The sequence below is a fragment of the Limnohabitans sp. Rim8 genome, from assembly GCF_945869175.1.
Taxonomy (GTDB): Bacteria; Pseudomonadota; Gammaproteobacteria; order Burkholderiales; family Burkholderiaceae_C; genus Limnohabitans_A.
The window spans coordinates 1-16,119 of sequence record NZ_CAMBNZ010000010.1; the positions used below are offsets into that span (position 1 = coordinate 1).

Genomic DNA, 16,119 nt, shown 5'->3' on the forward strand with positions numbered 1-16,119 from the left:
GCCATGACCTTCCTCGACATGCTGCGCGCCGCCGAGCGCCAAAACGGCTCCATGCTTTGCGTGGGCCTGGACCCCGAACCCACCAAGTTTCCTGAGCGCTACAAGGGCGATGCCAACAAAATTTACGACTTTTGCGCCGCCATCGTGGACGCCACAGCCGACCTGGTCAGCAGCTTCAAGCCCCAAATCGCCTACTTTGCCGCGCACCGTGCCGAAGGCCAACTCGAACGCCTGATGGAACACATGCGCCGTGTGGCCCCGCATGTCCCCATCATTTTGGATGCCAAGCGGGGCGACATTGGCAGCACCGCTGAACAGTACGCCAAAGAAGCCTTCGAGCGCTATGGTGCCGACGCCGTGACCCTCTCGCCCTTCATGGGCTGGGACTCGGTGGCGCCGTATTTGAAGTACCACGGCAAAGGTGCATTCTTGCTGTGCCGCACCTCCAACCCCGGTGGTGACGATCTGCAAAACCAGCGCCTGGCCTCGGTGCAAGGCCAGCCCCGCTTGTACGAACACATTGCCCAATTGGCGCAAGGCCCTTGGAACCTGAACGGTCAACTCGGTTTGGTGGTGGGTGCGACGTACCCGGCAGAAATCGAACGCGTGCGAGAACTCGCCCCGACATTGCCTCTGCTGATCCCCGGTGTGGGCGCACAAGGCGGCGACGCGGTGGCCACCGTCAAGGCCGGCTGGCGGGCGAATGCCGATGGAAGCAGTGCTGGCTCTGTCATCGTCAACTCATCGCGTGCGGTGCTTTATGCGTCGAGCGCCGACGACTTCGAACAAGCCGCTCGTCAAGTGGCGATGCAGACGCGGGCGACGTTGGAAGCGGCCAAGACATAAAGCCAAGCAGCTTTATGTTTGAGCCGTTTTTGACTGCTGCGCCTTGTAAACCAACTTGCGCGCCATGCTCCAGCGGTGCACTTCGCTGGGGCCGTCATAAACGCGGAAAGCCCGCATGTCCATGAAGATGCGCATCACGGGGGTCTCTGCGGTCACGCCTTGACCCCCCAGAATTTGCACGCAGCGGTCCACCACGCGCCACTCGGCTTCGGAGCAGGCCACCTTGGCCCGGCTTGACTCAAAGCCGCCCTTTTGGCCTTGGTCGAGCAGCCAAGCGGTGTGCCAGATGTGCAGGCGGGCGGTGTGCAGGTCGATGTCGTTGTCGGCCAACATGAAGCCCACGCCTTCGTGTTCGGCCAAGGGTTTGCCAAACGCCTGGCGGCGGCTGGCGTAGTCGAGCGCGATGTCGTGTGCACGGCGCGCCTGCCCGAGCCAGCGCATGCAGTGCGTCAGGCGAGCCGGTGCCAAGCGCACTTGGGCATAGCGAAAGCCCTGTCCCACTTCGCCCAGCACATCGCTGGCGGGCACACGCAAATTGTTCAGGTGCAGCACGCCGTGGCCGCCCGTGAAGCAGTTGTCCATCGCCTCCATGCTGCGCTCAAGCCGAATGCCCGGTTTGTCCATGTCGGTCAAAAACATGGTGGCTGTGCCGTCTTCCATGCGGGCCATGACGATGGCGTAATCCGCCCCTTCGGCGCCTGTGATGAACCATTTGATGCCGCTGATCAGGTAACCGTCCCCGTCGCGTACCGCGGTGGTTTGGAGCATGGACGGGTCGGCCCCTGCGCCTGGAGCAGGTTCTGTCATGGCAAAGCATGAGCGGGTGAGGCCCTGCACTTGAGGGCGCAGCCAGCGCTCTTTTTGAGCCGATGTGGCCACTTCTTCCATCAGGTGGATGTTGCCTTCGTCGGGTGCGTGGATGTTGAGTGCGGTGGGCCCCAAGTTGGAGTAACCGGCTTCTTCAAACACCACCGCTTTGGCGATGTGGCTCAGGCCCAGGCCACCCATCTCCACGGAGGCGTGCGGCGTGAGCAAGCCTGCAGCGCGTGCGCGAGACACCAGTTCTTCGCGCAAAGCTTGGGAGGGGCCGTGTGGGCCATGGCGTGGGTCGCCTTCCAGCGGGATGATTTGCTCGGCGATGAACTGGCGCGTGCGCTCACGCAGCGCAGCAATGTCCGGTGGGATGTCGAAATTCATGGTCAGGCTTTTGGGATGTTTTTATCAAGTTGTGTTGATTGGAAGGCTTGGATCTGTGCCGTGCTGTCCTGCCAGTGACTGCTTGTCGCATGGGTGTCTGGGAGGGTGGTGCGTTGCACACCTGTCATCTGCGTGGCATGCACGTTTTCGGGTCGGTGCTAGTCTGCACACAATGCTGGAGAGACTGTGCATTGATTGCGCTGAACAAAGGACAAGCCATGAAGCTTTACACCGCCCACCGCGCCCCCAGCCCCCGCCGGGTGCTGATGTTTTTGGTCGAAAAAAACATCACGGGCATCGAGATGGTCAACCTCGACCTCAACGGTGGTGAACACCGCAAGCCCGAATACCTGGCCAAAAGCCCGCTGGCCAAAGTGCCCGCGCTGGAGCTGGACGACGGCCGCGTGATCACCGAAACCCGGGCGATCTGCACCTTGTTGGAAGGCCGATTTCCTGAGCCCAACCTGATGGGCGTAGATGGTGACGAGCGCGGTTTCATCGAGATGGCCGACCGGCAGGTGGAGCTGTATTTGCTGGGCGGCATTGCCAACGCGATCCGCCACGGCCACCCGGGATTGGCGGCTTTGGAAAAACCGCAGTTCCCGGAGTTCGGTCGCTCCCAAGCCGAGAAAGTGCGTGAAGTGGCAAGGGGGTTTGACCAGCGCCTGCAAAGCCAGCCCTGGATCGCGGGGGAGCGTTTCACCATCGCCGACATCACCGCGTTTTGTGCGTTGGAGTTTGCCCGAGGCCTGATGAAGTTCGTGCCCGGTGACGAAGGCATGCCCGCCTTGCAGGCTTGGCGCGACCGCATGAACGAGCGGTCCAGCGCCAAGGTGTGATCAGCTGAACACGCCGCCGTAATCTTTGCGCAGGTCGTTCTTTTGCACCTTGCCGGTACCGCCCACGGGCAACGATTCGAGGAAGACCACATCGTCGGGCACCCACCACTTGGCCACTTGTGTGACCAGGAAATCGAGGATTTCCTGCTTCTCGAGGCTCTGGCCCGGCTTGCGCACGATGAACAGCAGGGGCCGTTCGTCCCATTTGGGGTGCTTGACGCCAATCACCGCGGCCATGGCCACAGCCGGGTGACCGATGGCGGCGTTTTCCAGATCGATCGAGCTGATCCATTCGCCGCCGGTTTTGATCACGTCCTTGGTGCGGTCGCGTATTTGCATGATGCCGTGCGCGTCGATGGTGGCGATGTCACCTGTGGGGAACCAACCGTCCACCAAGGCGGTTGTGTCGGCCTTGAAATAGCGCTCGATGATCCACTGGCCACGCACCATCAACTCGCCTTGTGAGCTGCCGTCACGGGGCAAGGTGACGCCGTGTTCATCGACGATCTTGATCTCGATGCCCGAGACGGTTTTGCCCTGCTTGGCCACGATGGCGTGTTGCTCGGCAGCGGGGCGCAAGCGATCAGCACGGCTCAGGTTGCTCATGGTGGCCACGGCGGTGGTCTCGGTCATGCCCCAGCCGTGGCGCACTTCCACGCCGTAGTTGTCCATGAACTTGGCGATCAGCGCCATGGGCATGGCCGAGCCACCCACGCAGGTGCGCTTCATGTGGGCAAAGCGCAAGTTGTTTTGCTCGACGTGTTGGATCAGCCCCATCCAGATGGTGGGCACGCCCGCGCTGATGGTGACCTGTTCGGTCTCCATCAATTCAAACAGGCTGGGGCCGTCGAGTTTGGGGCCAGGCAAGACCAGCTTGGTGCCCGCCACCAACGCGGCATAGGGGATGCACCAGGCGTTGACGTGGAACATGGGCACGACGGGCAAGATGGTCTCTTGGGTGGAGAGGCCGAGCACATCGGGCATGCAGGCGGTGGTGGCGTCCAGCACGATGGCGCGGTGCGTGTACAAAACGCCCTTGGGGTTGCCCGTGGTGCCCGAGGTGTAGCACAGCGCAGCGCCGGTCTGATCGTCCAACTCGGGCCAGTGGAGGGTGTCGCTGTGGCCGGTGATCAGGCTTTCGTAATTCATCACGCTCACTCCGTCGATGGCGGGCGTGTTGGCCGCATCGGCCAGGCACACCCAAGCGCGCACCTTGGGGCAATGCGCGGCAATGCCTTTGACCAGCGGTGCAAAGGTGGCGTCAAACAGCACCACCTCGTCTTCGGCGTGGTTGATCACATAGATCAGCTGCTGCGGGTGCAGGCGCGGGTTGCAGGTGTGCATGACCATGCCGCTGCCCGAAACCGCGTAATACGCTTCCAGATGGCGGTGGTTATTCCAGGCGATGGAGCCGACCGCGCTGCCCGCGTTGAGGCCCATGTGTGCCAAAGCGTTGGCCAACTGGCGAGCGCGTTGGGCGGTTTCGGCGTAAGTGGTGCGGTGCAGCGGGCCGTGCGTCTCGCGTGAGACGATTTCCTGGTCGCCAAATTGCGCAGCGCCGTGTTCGAGGATGCCCGAAATGAGCAGCGGACGGTTCATCATGAGGCCGGATGTGGTCATGGTTTTGTCTTCAGTGGTTTGAAATGTTTACAACAAGGCCGCGTACACCAAGTCGCGGAACAAGGGCCGATAGTAATCTCTTTGGTTGGGTGCCTGAACCATCAACATGGCATGCATGTCGAGCGCTGGGTCCACAAAAAACGTGGTGCCTGCGATGCCGCCCCAGTAATACAAGCCCACCGAGCCGGGCACAGGCGACAGCCCCAAGTGGGTGCGTACTGCAAAACCGAGGCCAAAGCCATGGCCGGGTGGCAGCAAGGTGCCGTCGGACGGTGTGCCGCCCAGGTGGTCGGCCGTCATGTAGTCCACCGTGTGGGGGCCGAGCAGGCGCACGCCATCGAGCGCACCCCGGTTGCGCAGGCAATGCAAAAAGCGGGTGTAGTCCATGGCGGTGGACATGAGGCCACCGCCGCCGCCCTCCATGGCGGGCACTTGGCGCGGCTCCAGAACTTTCATGGGCACACCACCGTCGGGGTCGTGCGCAAAGGGCTCGGCAATGCGGTGGTGTTGCTCGGGTGGCACGGCAAAGCCGGTATCGACCATGCCCAATGGGCCGAAAATCTCCGCCTGCAAAAATGCGCCCAAGCCTTGTCCACTGACCACCTCGACCAGCCGCCCCAACACATCGGTGGCGCGGCTGTAGGCCCACATGCTGCCGGGCTGGAATTGCAAGGGCAGTGCCGCCAGCGTTTGAGAAAACGTGGCATTGCTGCGCTCGCGTGAGTCGATTTTCACTTCACGGTATTGGCGTTGCACGGGCGAATCACCCAAAAACTCATAGGTCAGCCCCGCCGTGTGGCGCAGCAGGTCTTGCACCGTGGCTTCTTGCCGCACAGGCTGCAGACCTTGGGCCGTGGCTACCTGTTGCTTGGCGTACTCGGGCAGCCAACGGCTGACCGGGTCGTTCAAGAGCAACTGCCCACGCTCGACCAACATCATCACCGCCACCGACACGACCGGCTTGGTCATGGAGTAAATGCGGAAGATGCTGTCGGTTTTCATCGGCGCACCGGTGCTGGGGTCCTGCTGGCCCACGGCCTCGAACAAGCCGATTTTCCCGCGCCGGGCGATCATGGCCACCGCGCCGGGCAGTCGGCCGCTGGCCACTTCGCGGCGCAGCACGTCCATCAGGCGCTGCGTGCGCTCGGGACACAGGCCCACATCTACTGGGTTGGCGTGGGGCAAGGCGGTGTGCATGGTCATCGGGGGGCTCCGGTTGAAGGGTGTTTTGTACACCAGCCTTGTGGGGTGGGGTATCACCTGCGGCGCAGCAGCCGATTGGGCTTGTCGCTCATGTGTCAAAAGCCACGACCAGCTCATGAACAAGCAACAAACACTTCGTCAAAAATGGATGGACCACAGCGGGTGGTCCCAAACCCAAACCAGGAGAAAACCATGAGCCCATTGGAGATGCTGAAAAAAATCAACGCCATGGCCGAATTCAACCGCTGGTGCGGCATCGAGGTGACAGTGGCCGAACCCGGCTTTGTGGAAATTCAGATGCCTTGGCGTGCCGAGGTGGGGCAGTATTCGGGCTACTTGCATGCGGGCCTGATCGGCTCACTCATCGACACCGCGTGCGGCTTTGCAGCCGGTACCGTGGCGGGGCCGAATTTGCTGGCCGCCAACTTTTCGGTCAATTGTTTGCGCCCCGCGGTGGGCCACAAGTTCATCGCTCGGGCGCGTGTGGTCAAGCCCGGCAAAGCACAGGTGTTCACCAGCTGTGATTTGTTTGCGGTGGATGCAGAGGGTGAAAAGTTGGTGGCCAACGGTCAGACCTTGCTCACGGTGATCGCCGTGTGACCGGTTCAGCCGGGCAAATGGCCCTCAAGCTTGAGGCGCTGCAAAGCGCTGGCGCAAATACGCCACGATCGCGTCCGAGTCTTGCAGCCAACGGGTTTGGCCATGGGCTTCGGTGATCTTCAGGCACGGTACCTTGCTCGCGCCACTGCCTTCTTGCAATTCATTTCGGTTTGCTGCATGGTGCTGCGCGTCGCGTTTTTCAATGGGCAGCGACAGGCGTCGCATTTCCTGGCGCACTTTGATGCAAAAAGGGCAGGTGCTGAATTGGTACAGCGCCAGGCTTTGGCACTGCTGGTTCACGTTGGCTTGCGCCGCAGCTTCGCGCACCACGCCGGTGGGCTGGCTCAGGCGCTCTTTGAGCAGCATGACGGGGCCCAGCACGACGCGCAGGGTTCGGAAGAAGGCACGGATGACGGTTTTCATGGCGGTTTGAATTCTCAAAAAAGTGATGAATGAAGCGGGCGATGGCGCAGGGCCCTCAAAGCAAACGCGCCAAATAATGGCCCGTGAAGCTGGCCTTGTTCTTGGCCAATTGCTCCGGCGTGCCTTCGCCCAGCACGGTGCCACCGCCAGCGCCGCCTTCGGGGCCCATGTCGATCAACCAGTCGGCGGTTTTGATCACGTCGAGGTTGTGTTCGATGATGACGATGGTGTTGCCCGCGTCGCGCAACTGGTGCAGCACTTTGAGCAGCAGGTCGATGTCGGCAAAGTGCAGGCCGGTGGTGGGCTCGTCCAAGATGTAGAGCGTGCGGCCGGTGTCGCGCTTGGACAGTTCGAGTGCGAGCTTGACACGTTGCGCTTCGCCACCCGACAAGGTGGTGGCGCTTTGGCCTAAGCGAATGTAGGTCAGGCCCACGTCGAGCAGCGTCTGCAACTTGCGGGCAATGTTGGGCACGGCGCTAAAGAACTGGTGCGCGGCTTCCACCGTCATGTTCAAAATTTGCGCGATGTTCTGGCCTTTGAATTGGACTTCGAGCGTTTCGCGGTTGTAGCGCATGCCGTGGCAGACGTCGCAAGGGACGTACACGTCGGGCAAAAAGTGCATCTCCACTTTCACCATGCCGTCGCCTTGGCAGGCTTCGCAGCGGCCTCCGCCAGACGATGCACTCACGTTGAAGGAAAAGCGCCCTGGGCCATAACCGCGTTCGCGAGCCGCAGGCACCTCGGCCATCAGTTCGCGGATGTGCGTGAAAAGGCCGGTGTAGGTCGCGGGGTTGCTGCGCGGTGTGCGTCCAATGGGCGACTGGTCCACGTTGATGACTTTGTCGAAGTGTTCCAGGCCATTGATTTCTTCGTGCGTTGCGGCATCGCCCTGGGCGCGGTGGATTTGGTGCGCGGCGGCGGTGTACAGCGTGTCATTGACCAAGGTCGATTTGCCGGAGCCAGAGACGCCGGTCACGCAGGTGAGCAAGCCTACGGGAAACTTCACATGCACGTTTTTCAGGTTGTTGCCGCTGGCACCGATGATCTCGATGCAATCCTTGCCCGCTTGGTGCCGCTTGGGAATTTCGATTTTTTTTCGGCCCGACATGTACTGGCCGGTGACCGAATCGGGTGCGGCCAGAATGTCGGCGCAAGTGCCTTGCGCCATCACGCGCCCGCCGTGCACGCCCGCGCCGGGCCCCATGTCGATGACGTGGTCGGCCACGCGGATCATGTCTTCGTCGTGCTCGACCACCAACACACTGTTGCCGATGTCCCGCAGGTGCTGCAGTGTGCCGATCAGGCGGTCGTTGTCGCGCTGGTGCAAGCCGATGCTCGGCTCGTCCAGCACGTACATCACGCCCGTGAGCCCAGAACCAATTTGGCTGGCCAGGCGGATGCGTTGGGACTCGCCACCCGAGAGGGTGTCGGCGCTGCGGTCCAGGCTCAGGTAATTGAGGCCCACATCGTTCAGGAACTTCAGCCGCAAGGCAATTTCACGCACCACCTTGTCGGCAATTTCGGCCTTGGCGCCGTGCATTTTCAGCCCCTGAAAATACTGCTGCGACTCGCCCAGTGTGATGTGGCTGATCTCGTAAATGGCGCGGGCTTGCGCGCCTTCACCAATTCGGACATGGCGAGCCTCGCGCTTGAGGCGGGTGCCTTGGCAATCGGAACAGGCTTGCATGTTGCGGTAGCGTGCCAGGTCTTCGCGCACCACGGCCGAGTCGGTCTCGCGGTAGCGACGTGTCATGTTGGGGATGATCCCCTCAAACGGGTGCTTTTTGCTGATCTTCTTGCCCTGCGAGGCACCGGACTCCATCACGTAGCTGAACTTGATCTCTTCCAGCCCCGAGCCATGCAGCAGCACCTGTTGGTGCGCGGGCGCGAGTTTTTCAAAAGGCGTTTCGATGTCGAACTGGTAATGCTTGGCCAGGCTTTCCAGCATGCTGAAGTAAAAGCCATTGCGCCGGTCCCAGCCCTTGATGGCACCGCTGGCCAGGCTGAGCGAGGGGAAGGCCACCACCCGATCCGGGTCAAAAAACGCCATGGTGCCGATGCCGTCGCAAGTGGGGCAAGCGCCCATGGGCGAGTTGAACGAAAAAAGCCTGGGTTCCAATTCGCTGATGGAATAGGTGCACACCGGACAAGAGAACTTGGCATTGAACAGGTGTTCTTTTCCCGTGTCCATCTCCAGCGCCACGGCGCGATGCTCGGCCAGGTGCAGCGCGGCTTCAAAGCTTTCGGCCAGGCGCTGGCGCAGGGCGTCTCTTGCCTTGGCGTCCTCTTCAGAACGAACCTTGATGCGGTCCACTACCACGTCGATGTTGTGTTTCTCGGTTTTTTTGAGCGACGGCAGGTCTTCCACTTCATGAATCTGACCATTGATGCGAAAGCGCACATAGCCCAGCGCCTGCATCTGTTCGAAGACTTTTTCAAACTCGCCTTTTTTCTCTCGCGCAATCGGCGCAAGGACCATCAGCTTGGTGTCTTCGGGCAGGGCCAACACGGCGTCCACCATCTGGCTCACGCTCTGCGCTTGCAGTGGCAGTTGGTGGTCTGGGCAGTAGGGGGTGCCTGCCCTGGCAAACAGCAGGCGCAGGTAGTCGTGGATCTCGGTCACCGTGCCCACGGTGGAGCGCGGGTTGTGGCTGGTGGCCTTTTGTTCTATGGAAATCGCAGGCGACAGGCCCTCGATCAGGTCCACATCGGGCTTGTCCATCAGTTGTAAAAATTGCCGCGCATAAGCCGACAGGCTTTCCACATAGCGGCGCTGACCCTCGGCGTACAGCGTGTCAAAGGCCAGGCTCGACTTGCCCGAGCCCGACAAGCCGGTGATCACGACCAGCTGGTTGCGCGGAATGTCGAGGTCGATGTTTTTGAGGTTGTGCGTGCGCGCCCCCCGCACGCTGATGTGGGTTTGCCTGAGCGCCGACGCCAAATACCGCGCTGCATCGGGTTCTTCGGGCAAAAGTGAGGAGTCAACAAGTTTCACGGTGGGCGGCCAAGTCAGCAAAACCTTCGATTATCCCTGTCAACGCTGTTTTTGCACTTGCGCCAGACCAATCAGGGAGAATCCGGCTTGGGCTTGATGCCGCTGGCAAAAATCGTTGTGGGCGGGAAGGCGCAGGGGCTCTGTTGGCTTGGGTGCCGAAGGCTTGGGTCCATGCAAACTCCGGGCTGGGGTGGTGAGCTTGAGCGGGTGGGCTGGGGTGCCGGGATGACACTCGGCCTGGGCTTGCTGGGGGTCGGATTGGCCCCATAATTCGCACAACATTGAGGAGTTTTCATGGCATCCGTCAACAAAGTCATCATCGTCGGCAACCTGGGTGCCGATCCCGAAACCCGTTATTTGCCATCAGGCGATGCCGTCACCAGCATCCGCGTGGCCACCACCGACCGCTACAAAGACAAGCAAACCGGTGAGATGAAAGAGGCCACCGAGTGGCACAGCATCAGCTTTTTTGCCAAGCTGGCCGAAATTGCGGGCCAGTACCTGCGCAAGGGCAGCCAGGTGTATGTCGAAGGCAGCCTGCGCACCCGCAAATACACCGACAAAAACGGCGTTGAGAAATACGCCACCGACATCCGCGCCGACAGCATGCAAATGCTGGGCAGCCGACAAGGCATGGGCGGACCTTCCGAAGACGGCGGCGGCGGCGGTGGTGGTGCTTATGCGCCTCGTCCAGCGCCGGCGCGGCCTGCTACAGCCCCTGCACAACGCCCATCAGCGCCAGCGCCCAAGCCTGCGGCCAGCAGCTTCGACGACATGGACGACGACATCCCGTTCTAAAGACCAGGCCATAACGCCACGCAGTCCCGCTGCACTGGCGTGGCTTATAGCAAACCCGTTGCACCACCCCGGCTAACCTCAACTTGCGGGTGAACTGAACTTATGGAACTACGACAGCTGCGCTATTTTGTGAAAGTGGTGGAGGTGGGCAGCATCAGCCGCGCAGCGCTGGAATTGGATTTGGTGCAGTCGGCACTGAGCCAACAAATCACGCGCTTGGAGGGTGAATTGTCGACGCGTCTTTTGCAGCGCACCCCCCAAGGCGTCACGCCCACAGAAGCAGGCGTGGCCTTTTTTCGGGAAGCCCAGCTGACCTTGAGACACGCCGAGCAGGCTGTGCGCTCGGCCCAGCAGGCCCGCCTGATCGGCTCTGTCAGTGTGGGCTTGGCCCCCACGACCGCCGCAGTGTTGGGCTTGCCCTTGATGCAAGCCATGCGTGAACGCTACCCGGATGTGCGCCTGCACATGGTGGAAAGCATGTCGGGCCATTTGTCGGGCATGCTCAATGCGCGGCAGCTGGATTTGGCGGTCTTGTTTGACTCGCCCATCCGCGACAGTCAACACCTGCAAACCGCGCGCCGCTGGAGCGTTTGGCCATTGATCGAAGAAGATATTTTCCTGATCGCAGCGCGATCGACGCGTTCGTCCAAGGCACCGCAGAGCTTGTGCATGGCCGACTTGGCTCAAGAGCCTCTGATTTTGCCTACCGGGCCGCATGGCTTGCGCAGCACCCTCAATTCGGCTTTTGCCCGTGCCAAGGTCACGCCGCAAGTCATGCTGGAGATCGACTCCTTGACCATGCTGATGGATGCGGTCAGGTCGGGTTTGGGCGGCACTTTGCAGCCTTGGGCAGCCGTGTCCCGCTTGGGCCCAGAGCGTGACCATTTGTACATGGCCCGCATCACCGACCACCAAGTGCAGCGTGTGAACTTGCTGTGTGGGTTGTCCGACGAAGAGCTGTCGCCGGCCGCATTGGCCACCCGCGTGGTTTTGGCCGATTGCGCCCGATCGTTGGTGCAAGGCGGCGCTTGGCGGGGTTCGTCCATCAGCTCAACGAGATAGACGAGGGTTTGGCTTTGGGTATCACAAAAAGTGATGGCCCCATGCCCTGAAGGGCCTGCACAATCCTTAGCTATGTCTCTAAAGTCGGTTTTTTACAAACAAGAAGGGGACACACCATGGACTTGCAACTCCAACACAAAACCGCCTTGGTCACGGGTGCCAGCGTTGGCATTGGCCGGGGCATTGCCAAAGCCCTGGCCGCTGAAGGTGTGCGGGTGGCGGTGTCGGCGCGGCGTGTGGACAAACTTCAGGAATTGGCCGCTGAGATCGTGGCCGCAGGCGGTCATGCCCCGGTGATCATCGAGTCGGACCTGTATGCCGAAGACGCGGCCAAGCGCTTGTCAGAAGCCGCATTGGCCGGTTTGGGCAGCGTCGACATTTTGGTCAACAACGCCGGAGGCTCGCGCAGTTTCAAGGACTTGCATGTCAGCGAAGAAGCCTGGCAAGAGGCCATGACATTGAACTTTCACCGCCCACGTCAAGTGGCCGACGCTTTGATGGACCAGATGATTGCGCGCAAATGGGGCCGCATCATCAACATCACTGGCAAGAGCGAGCCCGAGCACACCAATGGTGCGTTTTGTGCCAAAGCCGGCCTACACAGTTGGGCGAAGGGCCTGTCGCGCATGGTGGGTAAGCATGGTGTCACGGTCAACTGTGTGCCGCCTGGACGCATCCATTCCGAGCAAATTTTTCGCAACTACACCCCTGAATACCGCCAGTGGCAGTGCGATAACGAAATCCCGATGGGCCGTTATGGTGAGCCTGAAGACATGGCCAATCTGGTGACTTTTTTGGCTTCGCCTTTGGCCAGTTACATCACGGGCGCGGTCATTCCGGTCGATGGTGGCCTGCGCAAGTACCAATTTTGAAGGCACACTGTGTCTGGCAAATTCCAATGGTTGAATAAAACGGAGACACCCATGAACCATCCTCCTCGCCGCTGGGTCCTCAGTGTATGTTTGTCAGCCTTGGCCTTTTGCACATGGCCTTCTTTGGCTCAGTCCCAGAGCGCGCCATGGCCCAGCAAGGCGATTCGTTTCGTCGTGCCGTTTGCTCCGGGAGGGACCAGTGAAATCGTGGCCCGTTCAGTGGCTGCCGAGTTGACGAAGCAACTTGGACAAAGCGTTTACGTCGAAAACAAACCCGGTGGTGCTGGTGTGAGTGCCATGCAAGACGTGGCCAAAGCTGCACCCGACGGTTACACCATGATCCTCACGCATGTGGGGACGCTGGCTGTGAACCCTTACATGCTCAAAAACCAGCCTTACGATGTGAACAAGGATTTCGTGCCCGTGACCTTGTTGGCCAAGGTGCCCAACGTGTTTGTCATCCACCCGGACTTGCCGGCCAAAAACTTCAAAGAGTTTGTGGCTTATGCCAAAGCCCATCCGGGGCAACTCAATTACGGCTCTGCGGGCAATGCCAGCGCAGGTCATCTGGCCATGGAGTACCTCAAGCTGGTCACGGGCATGTACATCACCCACATTCCTTACCGTGGCACGGGCCCGCAATTGACCGATTTGCTGGCTGGCCGCACGCAAGCCTCCTCTGCAGGCATGCCGGCCTTGGGTGCACACATCCGAAGCGGTAAATTGCGTCCCATTGCGGTGGGTACCCAGCAGCGCATCGCGGCCATGCCCAATGTGCCGACCGTGGCCGAACTGGGTTTCAAAGAATTCGAAACCTCGCAGTGGTATGGGATCCATGTGCCCGCAGGCACACCGCCGGAGATCGTCAAGCGCTTGCAAGAAGAGTCGCTCAAAGCCCTCAAGTCGAGTGCCGTGACGGAGCGTTTTGCCACCGACAACGCGGTGGGCGGGGGCGGTCCTTCCAGCGACTATGCGGCCTTCATCAAGAACGAGCAGCGCATCTGGAGCGACATCGTCAAACGTGCGGGCATCAAGCCGGATTGAATTTTCACGGGTATTGGAGTGGGCATGGGCTTGGATGTTTTGGTGATTGGCGGCGGCAACGCGGCCCTGTGCGCGGCCTTGATGGCCCGCGAAGCGGGGGCCAGCGTGATGCTGCTGGAGTCGGCACCGCGTGAATGGCGCGGTGGCAATTCGGGCCACACGCGCAATTTGCGCTGCATGCACGACGCGCCGCAAGACGTGTTAGTCGATGCCTACCCGGAGGAAGAGTTCTGGCAAGACCTGCTCAAGGTCACCGGTGGTTTGACCGACGAGCATTTGGCCCGTCTAGCCATTCGCCACTCGGCGACGTGCAGGCCCTGGATGGTCAAGCATGGCGTGCGTTTTCAGCCGTCTTTGTCTGGGGCTTTGCACACGGCCCGCACCAACGCGTTTTTCATGGGCGGGGGCAAGGCCTTGGTCAATGCTTTTTACCGCAGTGCCGAAAAATTGGGCGTGCAGATCCACTACAACGCCGAGGTGGATACCGTCGAATTGGACGAGGGCCGCTTTGTGGCCGCATCGGTCATGCACAAGCAGGCCGATGGCAGCGTTCGGCGCGAACGCATCGAGGCCCGTGCCTGCGTGATGGCGGCGGGGGGCTTTGAATCCAACCGCGAATGGCTGCGCGAGGCCTGGGGCCAAAACGAGCGGGGCGAATACCCGGCCGATCAATTCCTGATTCGGGGCACGCGTTACAACCAGGGCGTCTTGCTCAAACACATGCTGGAGCAGGGGGCTGACCGCATTGGCGACCCGACGCAGGCGCACATGGTGGCCATCGATGCCCGCGCGCCCTTGTACGACGGTGGCATTTGCACCCGCATCGATTGCGTGTCCCTGGGCGTGGTGGTCAACCGCGAGGGGCGCCGTTTTTACGACGAGGGCGAAGACTTCTGGCCCAAACGCTACGCGATTTGGGGCCGTTTGGTGGCGCAGCAGCCCGGGCAGGTGGCGTATTCCATCATCGATGCCAAGGCCGTGGGCCGATTCATGCCGCCCGTGTTTGAAGGCACGATGGCGGACAGCCTGCCCGAGTTGGCCCGCAAGCTGGGCTTGGATGAAGCGACCTTCATGCAAACCCTGAACGATTACAACGCGGCTTGCCGCGAAGGCAAGTTTGACCACACGGCGCTGGACGACTGCCACACCGAAGGGGTCACACCCGTCAAAACCCACTGGGCCCGGCCGCTGGACATTGCGCCTTATTACGCTTACGCCGTCAGGCCTGGCGTGACCTTCACCTATTTGGGATTGAAAACCGATGAGACCACCGCTGTGCGATTCAACAACCAACCCAGCCCCAACCTGTTTGTGGCGGGCGAAATGATGGCGGGCAACGTGCTGGGCAAGGGCTACACCGCCGGGGTGGGCATGACGATTGGCACGGCCTTTGGCCGCATCGCGGGCGAGCAGGCGGCCAAAGCGGTCATGGCCCAGAAGGAAGGAGCTTCGCATGCAAACGCTTGAAGCCCTGACCCAGGATGCCCGTGCTTTGGCGCGTGGCGAGATGACCGCGCCCGAAGCCGAAGTGGCCCGCCAAATGCAAATTTGCAACGGCTGCCGCTACTGCGAGGGTTTCTGTGCAGTGTTCCCGGCCATGACGCGGCGGCTGGAGTTTGGCAAGGCCGACATCCATTACATGGCCAATCTCTGCCACAACTGCGGCGCTTGCCTGCATGCCTGCCAGTACGCACCCCCGCACGATTTCGCCATTAACGTGCCCAAGGCGATGGCCCAGGTGCGGGGGCAGACCTATGCAGACTACGCTTGGCCACCCGCATTGGGCAGCTTGTACCAACGCAACGGCCTGACCCTGTCGGTGGCCTTGGCGTTTGGGTTGGCCTTGTTTTTGGCCCTGGCCATGTTGCGCCAAGGCACGCTGTGGTCAACCCCAGTGGCAGGTGGTTTTTATGCGGTGTTTCCGCACAATTTGATGGTCAGCTTGTTTGCGCCCATCTTTTTGTTTGCCGTGCTGGCGCTGGCGATGGGGGTGATGCGTTTTTGGCGTGATGTGACACCCGCCACCAGCGGGGCCGGTTTGACCACACCCGCTGCGGCCGAAGCCACAAATGCCGCTTTGCGCCTGAAGTACCTGGACGGTGGACACGGCGAAGGCTGCCACAACGAGGACGACGCCTGGACGCATGCCCGCAAGCGCTACCACCACCTGACGTTTTATGGCTTCATGTTGTGCTTTGCGGCCACCAGCGTGGCCACGCTGTACCACTATGTGCTGGATTGGCCCGCGCCTTACGATTTGACCAGTTTGCCCAAGCTGCTGGGCGTGATCGGTGGGGTGAGCTTGACGCTGGGCACGGCTGGTTTGTGGCGTTTGAACCTGCGCCGTCACCCGGACCACGGCGATGCGGCGCAAAAGCCCATGGACCGCGGGTTCATTGCCTTGCTCTTCTTGGTCAGTGTGACGGGTTTGCTATTGTGGTTGATGGGTCAAACCGCGGCCATGCCTTTGATGTTGGCGGTGCATTTGGGCGCGGTGATGGCCTTGTTCCTGACGTTGCCCTATGGCAAGTTTGCGCACGGTGTTTTCCGCACAGCGTCTTTGCTGCGCTTTGCCATCGAAAAGCGCCAACCCAACCGACTGGGGCTGGGCGGGGAGTAA

The 16,119-nt window shown here is 61.0% G+C and carries 14 protein-coding genes; 9 read left to right on the top strand and 5 right to left on the bottom strand.

Features of this window, described 5'->3' with window-relative positions:
• Positions 1-3: 3 nt before the first annotated feature.
• A complete protein-coding gene (pyrF, locus tag Q0O19_RS02895) occupies positions 4-846 on the top strand; it encodes an orotidine-5'-phosphate decarboxylase (RefSeq protein WP_295519972.1) in 843 nt (280 codons plus the stop codon).
• A gap of 12 nt (positions 847-858) precedes the next feature.
• Here the strand turns inward: pyrF and Q0O19_RS02900 are convergent, their stop codons facing one another.
• The gene (locus tag Q0O19_RS02900; RefSeq protein ID WP_295519908.1) at positions 859-2,043 is read right to left on the bottom strand and encodes an acyl-CoA dehydrogenase family protein; all 1,185 of its coding nucleotides are present in this window, start codon (positions 2,041-2,043) and stop codon (positions 859-861) included.
• Positions 2,044-2,261: 218 nt separating this feature from the next.
• On the opposite strand from Q0O19_RS02900, the gene Q0O19_RS02905 reads away from it, so the two are divergent.
• Positions 2,262-2,882, top strand: a complete 621-nt coding sequence (locus Q0O19_RS02905; protein WP_295519909.1) for a glutathione S-transferase family protein — start codon at positions 2,262-2,264, stop codon at positions 2,880-2,882.
• Here Q0O19_RS02905 and Q0O19_RS02910 read toward each other — a convergent pair whose 3' ends face one another.
• The gene (locus Q0O19_RS02910; RefSeq protein ID WP_295519911.1) at positions 2,883-4,502 is read right to left on the bottom strand and encodes a long-chain-fatty-acid--CoA ligase; all 1,620 of its coding nucleotides are present in this window, start codon (positions 4,500-4,502) and stop codon (positions 2,883-2,885) included.
• A gap of 27 nt (positions 4,503-4,529) precedes the next feature.
• Positions 4,530-5,705, bottom strand: coding sequence for a serine hydrolase (locus Q0O19_RS02915; RefSeq protein ID WP_295519913.1), 1,176 nt, complete (start codon positions 5,703-5,705; stop codon positions 4,530-4,532).
• 192 nt (positions 5,706-5,897) lie between these two features.
• On the opposite strand from Q0O19_RS02915, the gene Q0O19_RS02920 reads away from it, so the two are divergent.
• Positions 5,898-6,305, top strand: a complete 408-nt coding sequence (locus tag Q0O19_RS02920; protein ID WP_295519915.1) for a PaaI family thioesterase — start codon at positions 5,898-5,900, stop codon at positions 6,303-6,305.
• A gap of 24 nt (positions 6,306-6,329) precedes the next feature.
• Here Q0O19_RS02920 and Q0O19_RS02925 read toward each other — a convergent pair whose 3' ends face one another.
• Entirely contained in the window at positions 6,330-6,728 is a 399-nt protein-coding gene (locus Q0O19_RS02925; RefSeq protein WP_295519917.1) for a glutaredoxin, read from the bottom strand.
• A gap of 55 nt (positions 6,729-6,783) precedes the next feature.
• Entirely contained in the window at positions 6,784-9,699 is a 2,916-nt protein-coding gene (uvrA, locus tag Q0O19_RS02930) for an excinuclease ABC subunit UvrA (RefSeq protein WP_295519974.1), read from the bottom strand.
• Between the two features lie 318 nt (positions 9,700-10,017).
• Between uvrA and ssb the strand changes: the two genes are divergently transcribed.
• The 6 genes from ssb (at position 10,018) to tcuB (ending at position 16,119) form a co-directional block, all read left to right on the top strand.
• The gene (ssb, locus tag Q0O19_RS02935) at positions 10,018-10,521 is read left to right on the top strand and encodes a single-stranded DNA-binding protein (protein WP_295519919.1); all 504 of its coding nucleotides are present in this window, start codon (positions 10,018-10,020) and stop codon (positions 10,519-10,521) included.
• 102 nt (positions 10,522-10,623) lie between these two features.
• The gene (locus Q0O19_RS02940) at positions 10,624-11,583 is read left to right on the top strand and encodes a LysR substrate-binding domain-containing protein (protein WP_295519921.1); all 960 of its coding nucleotides are present in this window, start codon (positions 10,624-10,626) and stop codon (positions 11,581-11,583) included.
• A 116-nt stretch (positions 11,584-11,699) separates the two neighbouring features.
• Positions 11,700-12,455 (top strand): SDR family oxidoreductase, encoded by a 756-nt coding sequence (locus Q0O19_RS02945; RefSeq protein ID WP_295519923.1) that lies wholly within the window; start codon positions 11,700-11,702, stop codon positions 12,453-12,455.
• A gap of 51 nt (positions 12,456-12,506) precedes the next feature.
• Positions 12,507-13,499, top strand: coding sequence for a tripartite tricarboxylate transporter substrate binding protein (locus Q0O19_RS02950; RefSeq protein WP_295519925.1), 993 nt, complete (start codon positions 12,507-12,509; stop codon positions 13,497-13,499).
• Positions 13,500-13,523: 24 nt separating this feature from the next.
• Entirely contained in the window at positions 13,524-14,966 is a 1,443-nt protein-coding gene (tcuA, locus tag Q0O19_RS02955; RefSeq protein ID WP_295519927.1) for an FAD-dependent tricarballylate dehydrogenase TcuA, read from the top strand.
• Positions 14,953-16,119: a tricarballylate utilization 4Fe-4S protein TcuB gene (gene tcuB / locus Q0O19_RS02960; protein ID WP_295519929.1), complete on the top strand. Its 1,167-nt coding sequence runs from the start codon at positions 14,953-14,955 to the stop codon at positions 16,117-16,119. Before tcuA ends, tcuB begins: the two co-directional genes overlap by 14 nt.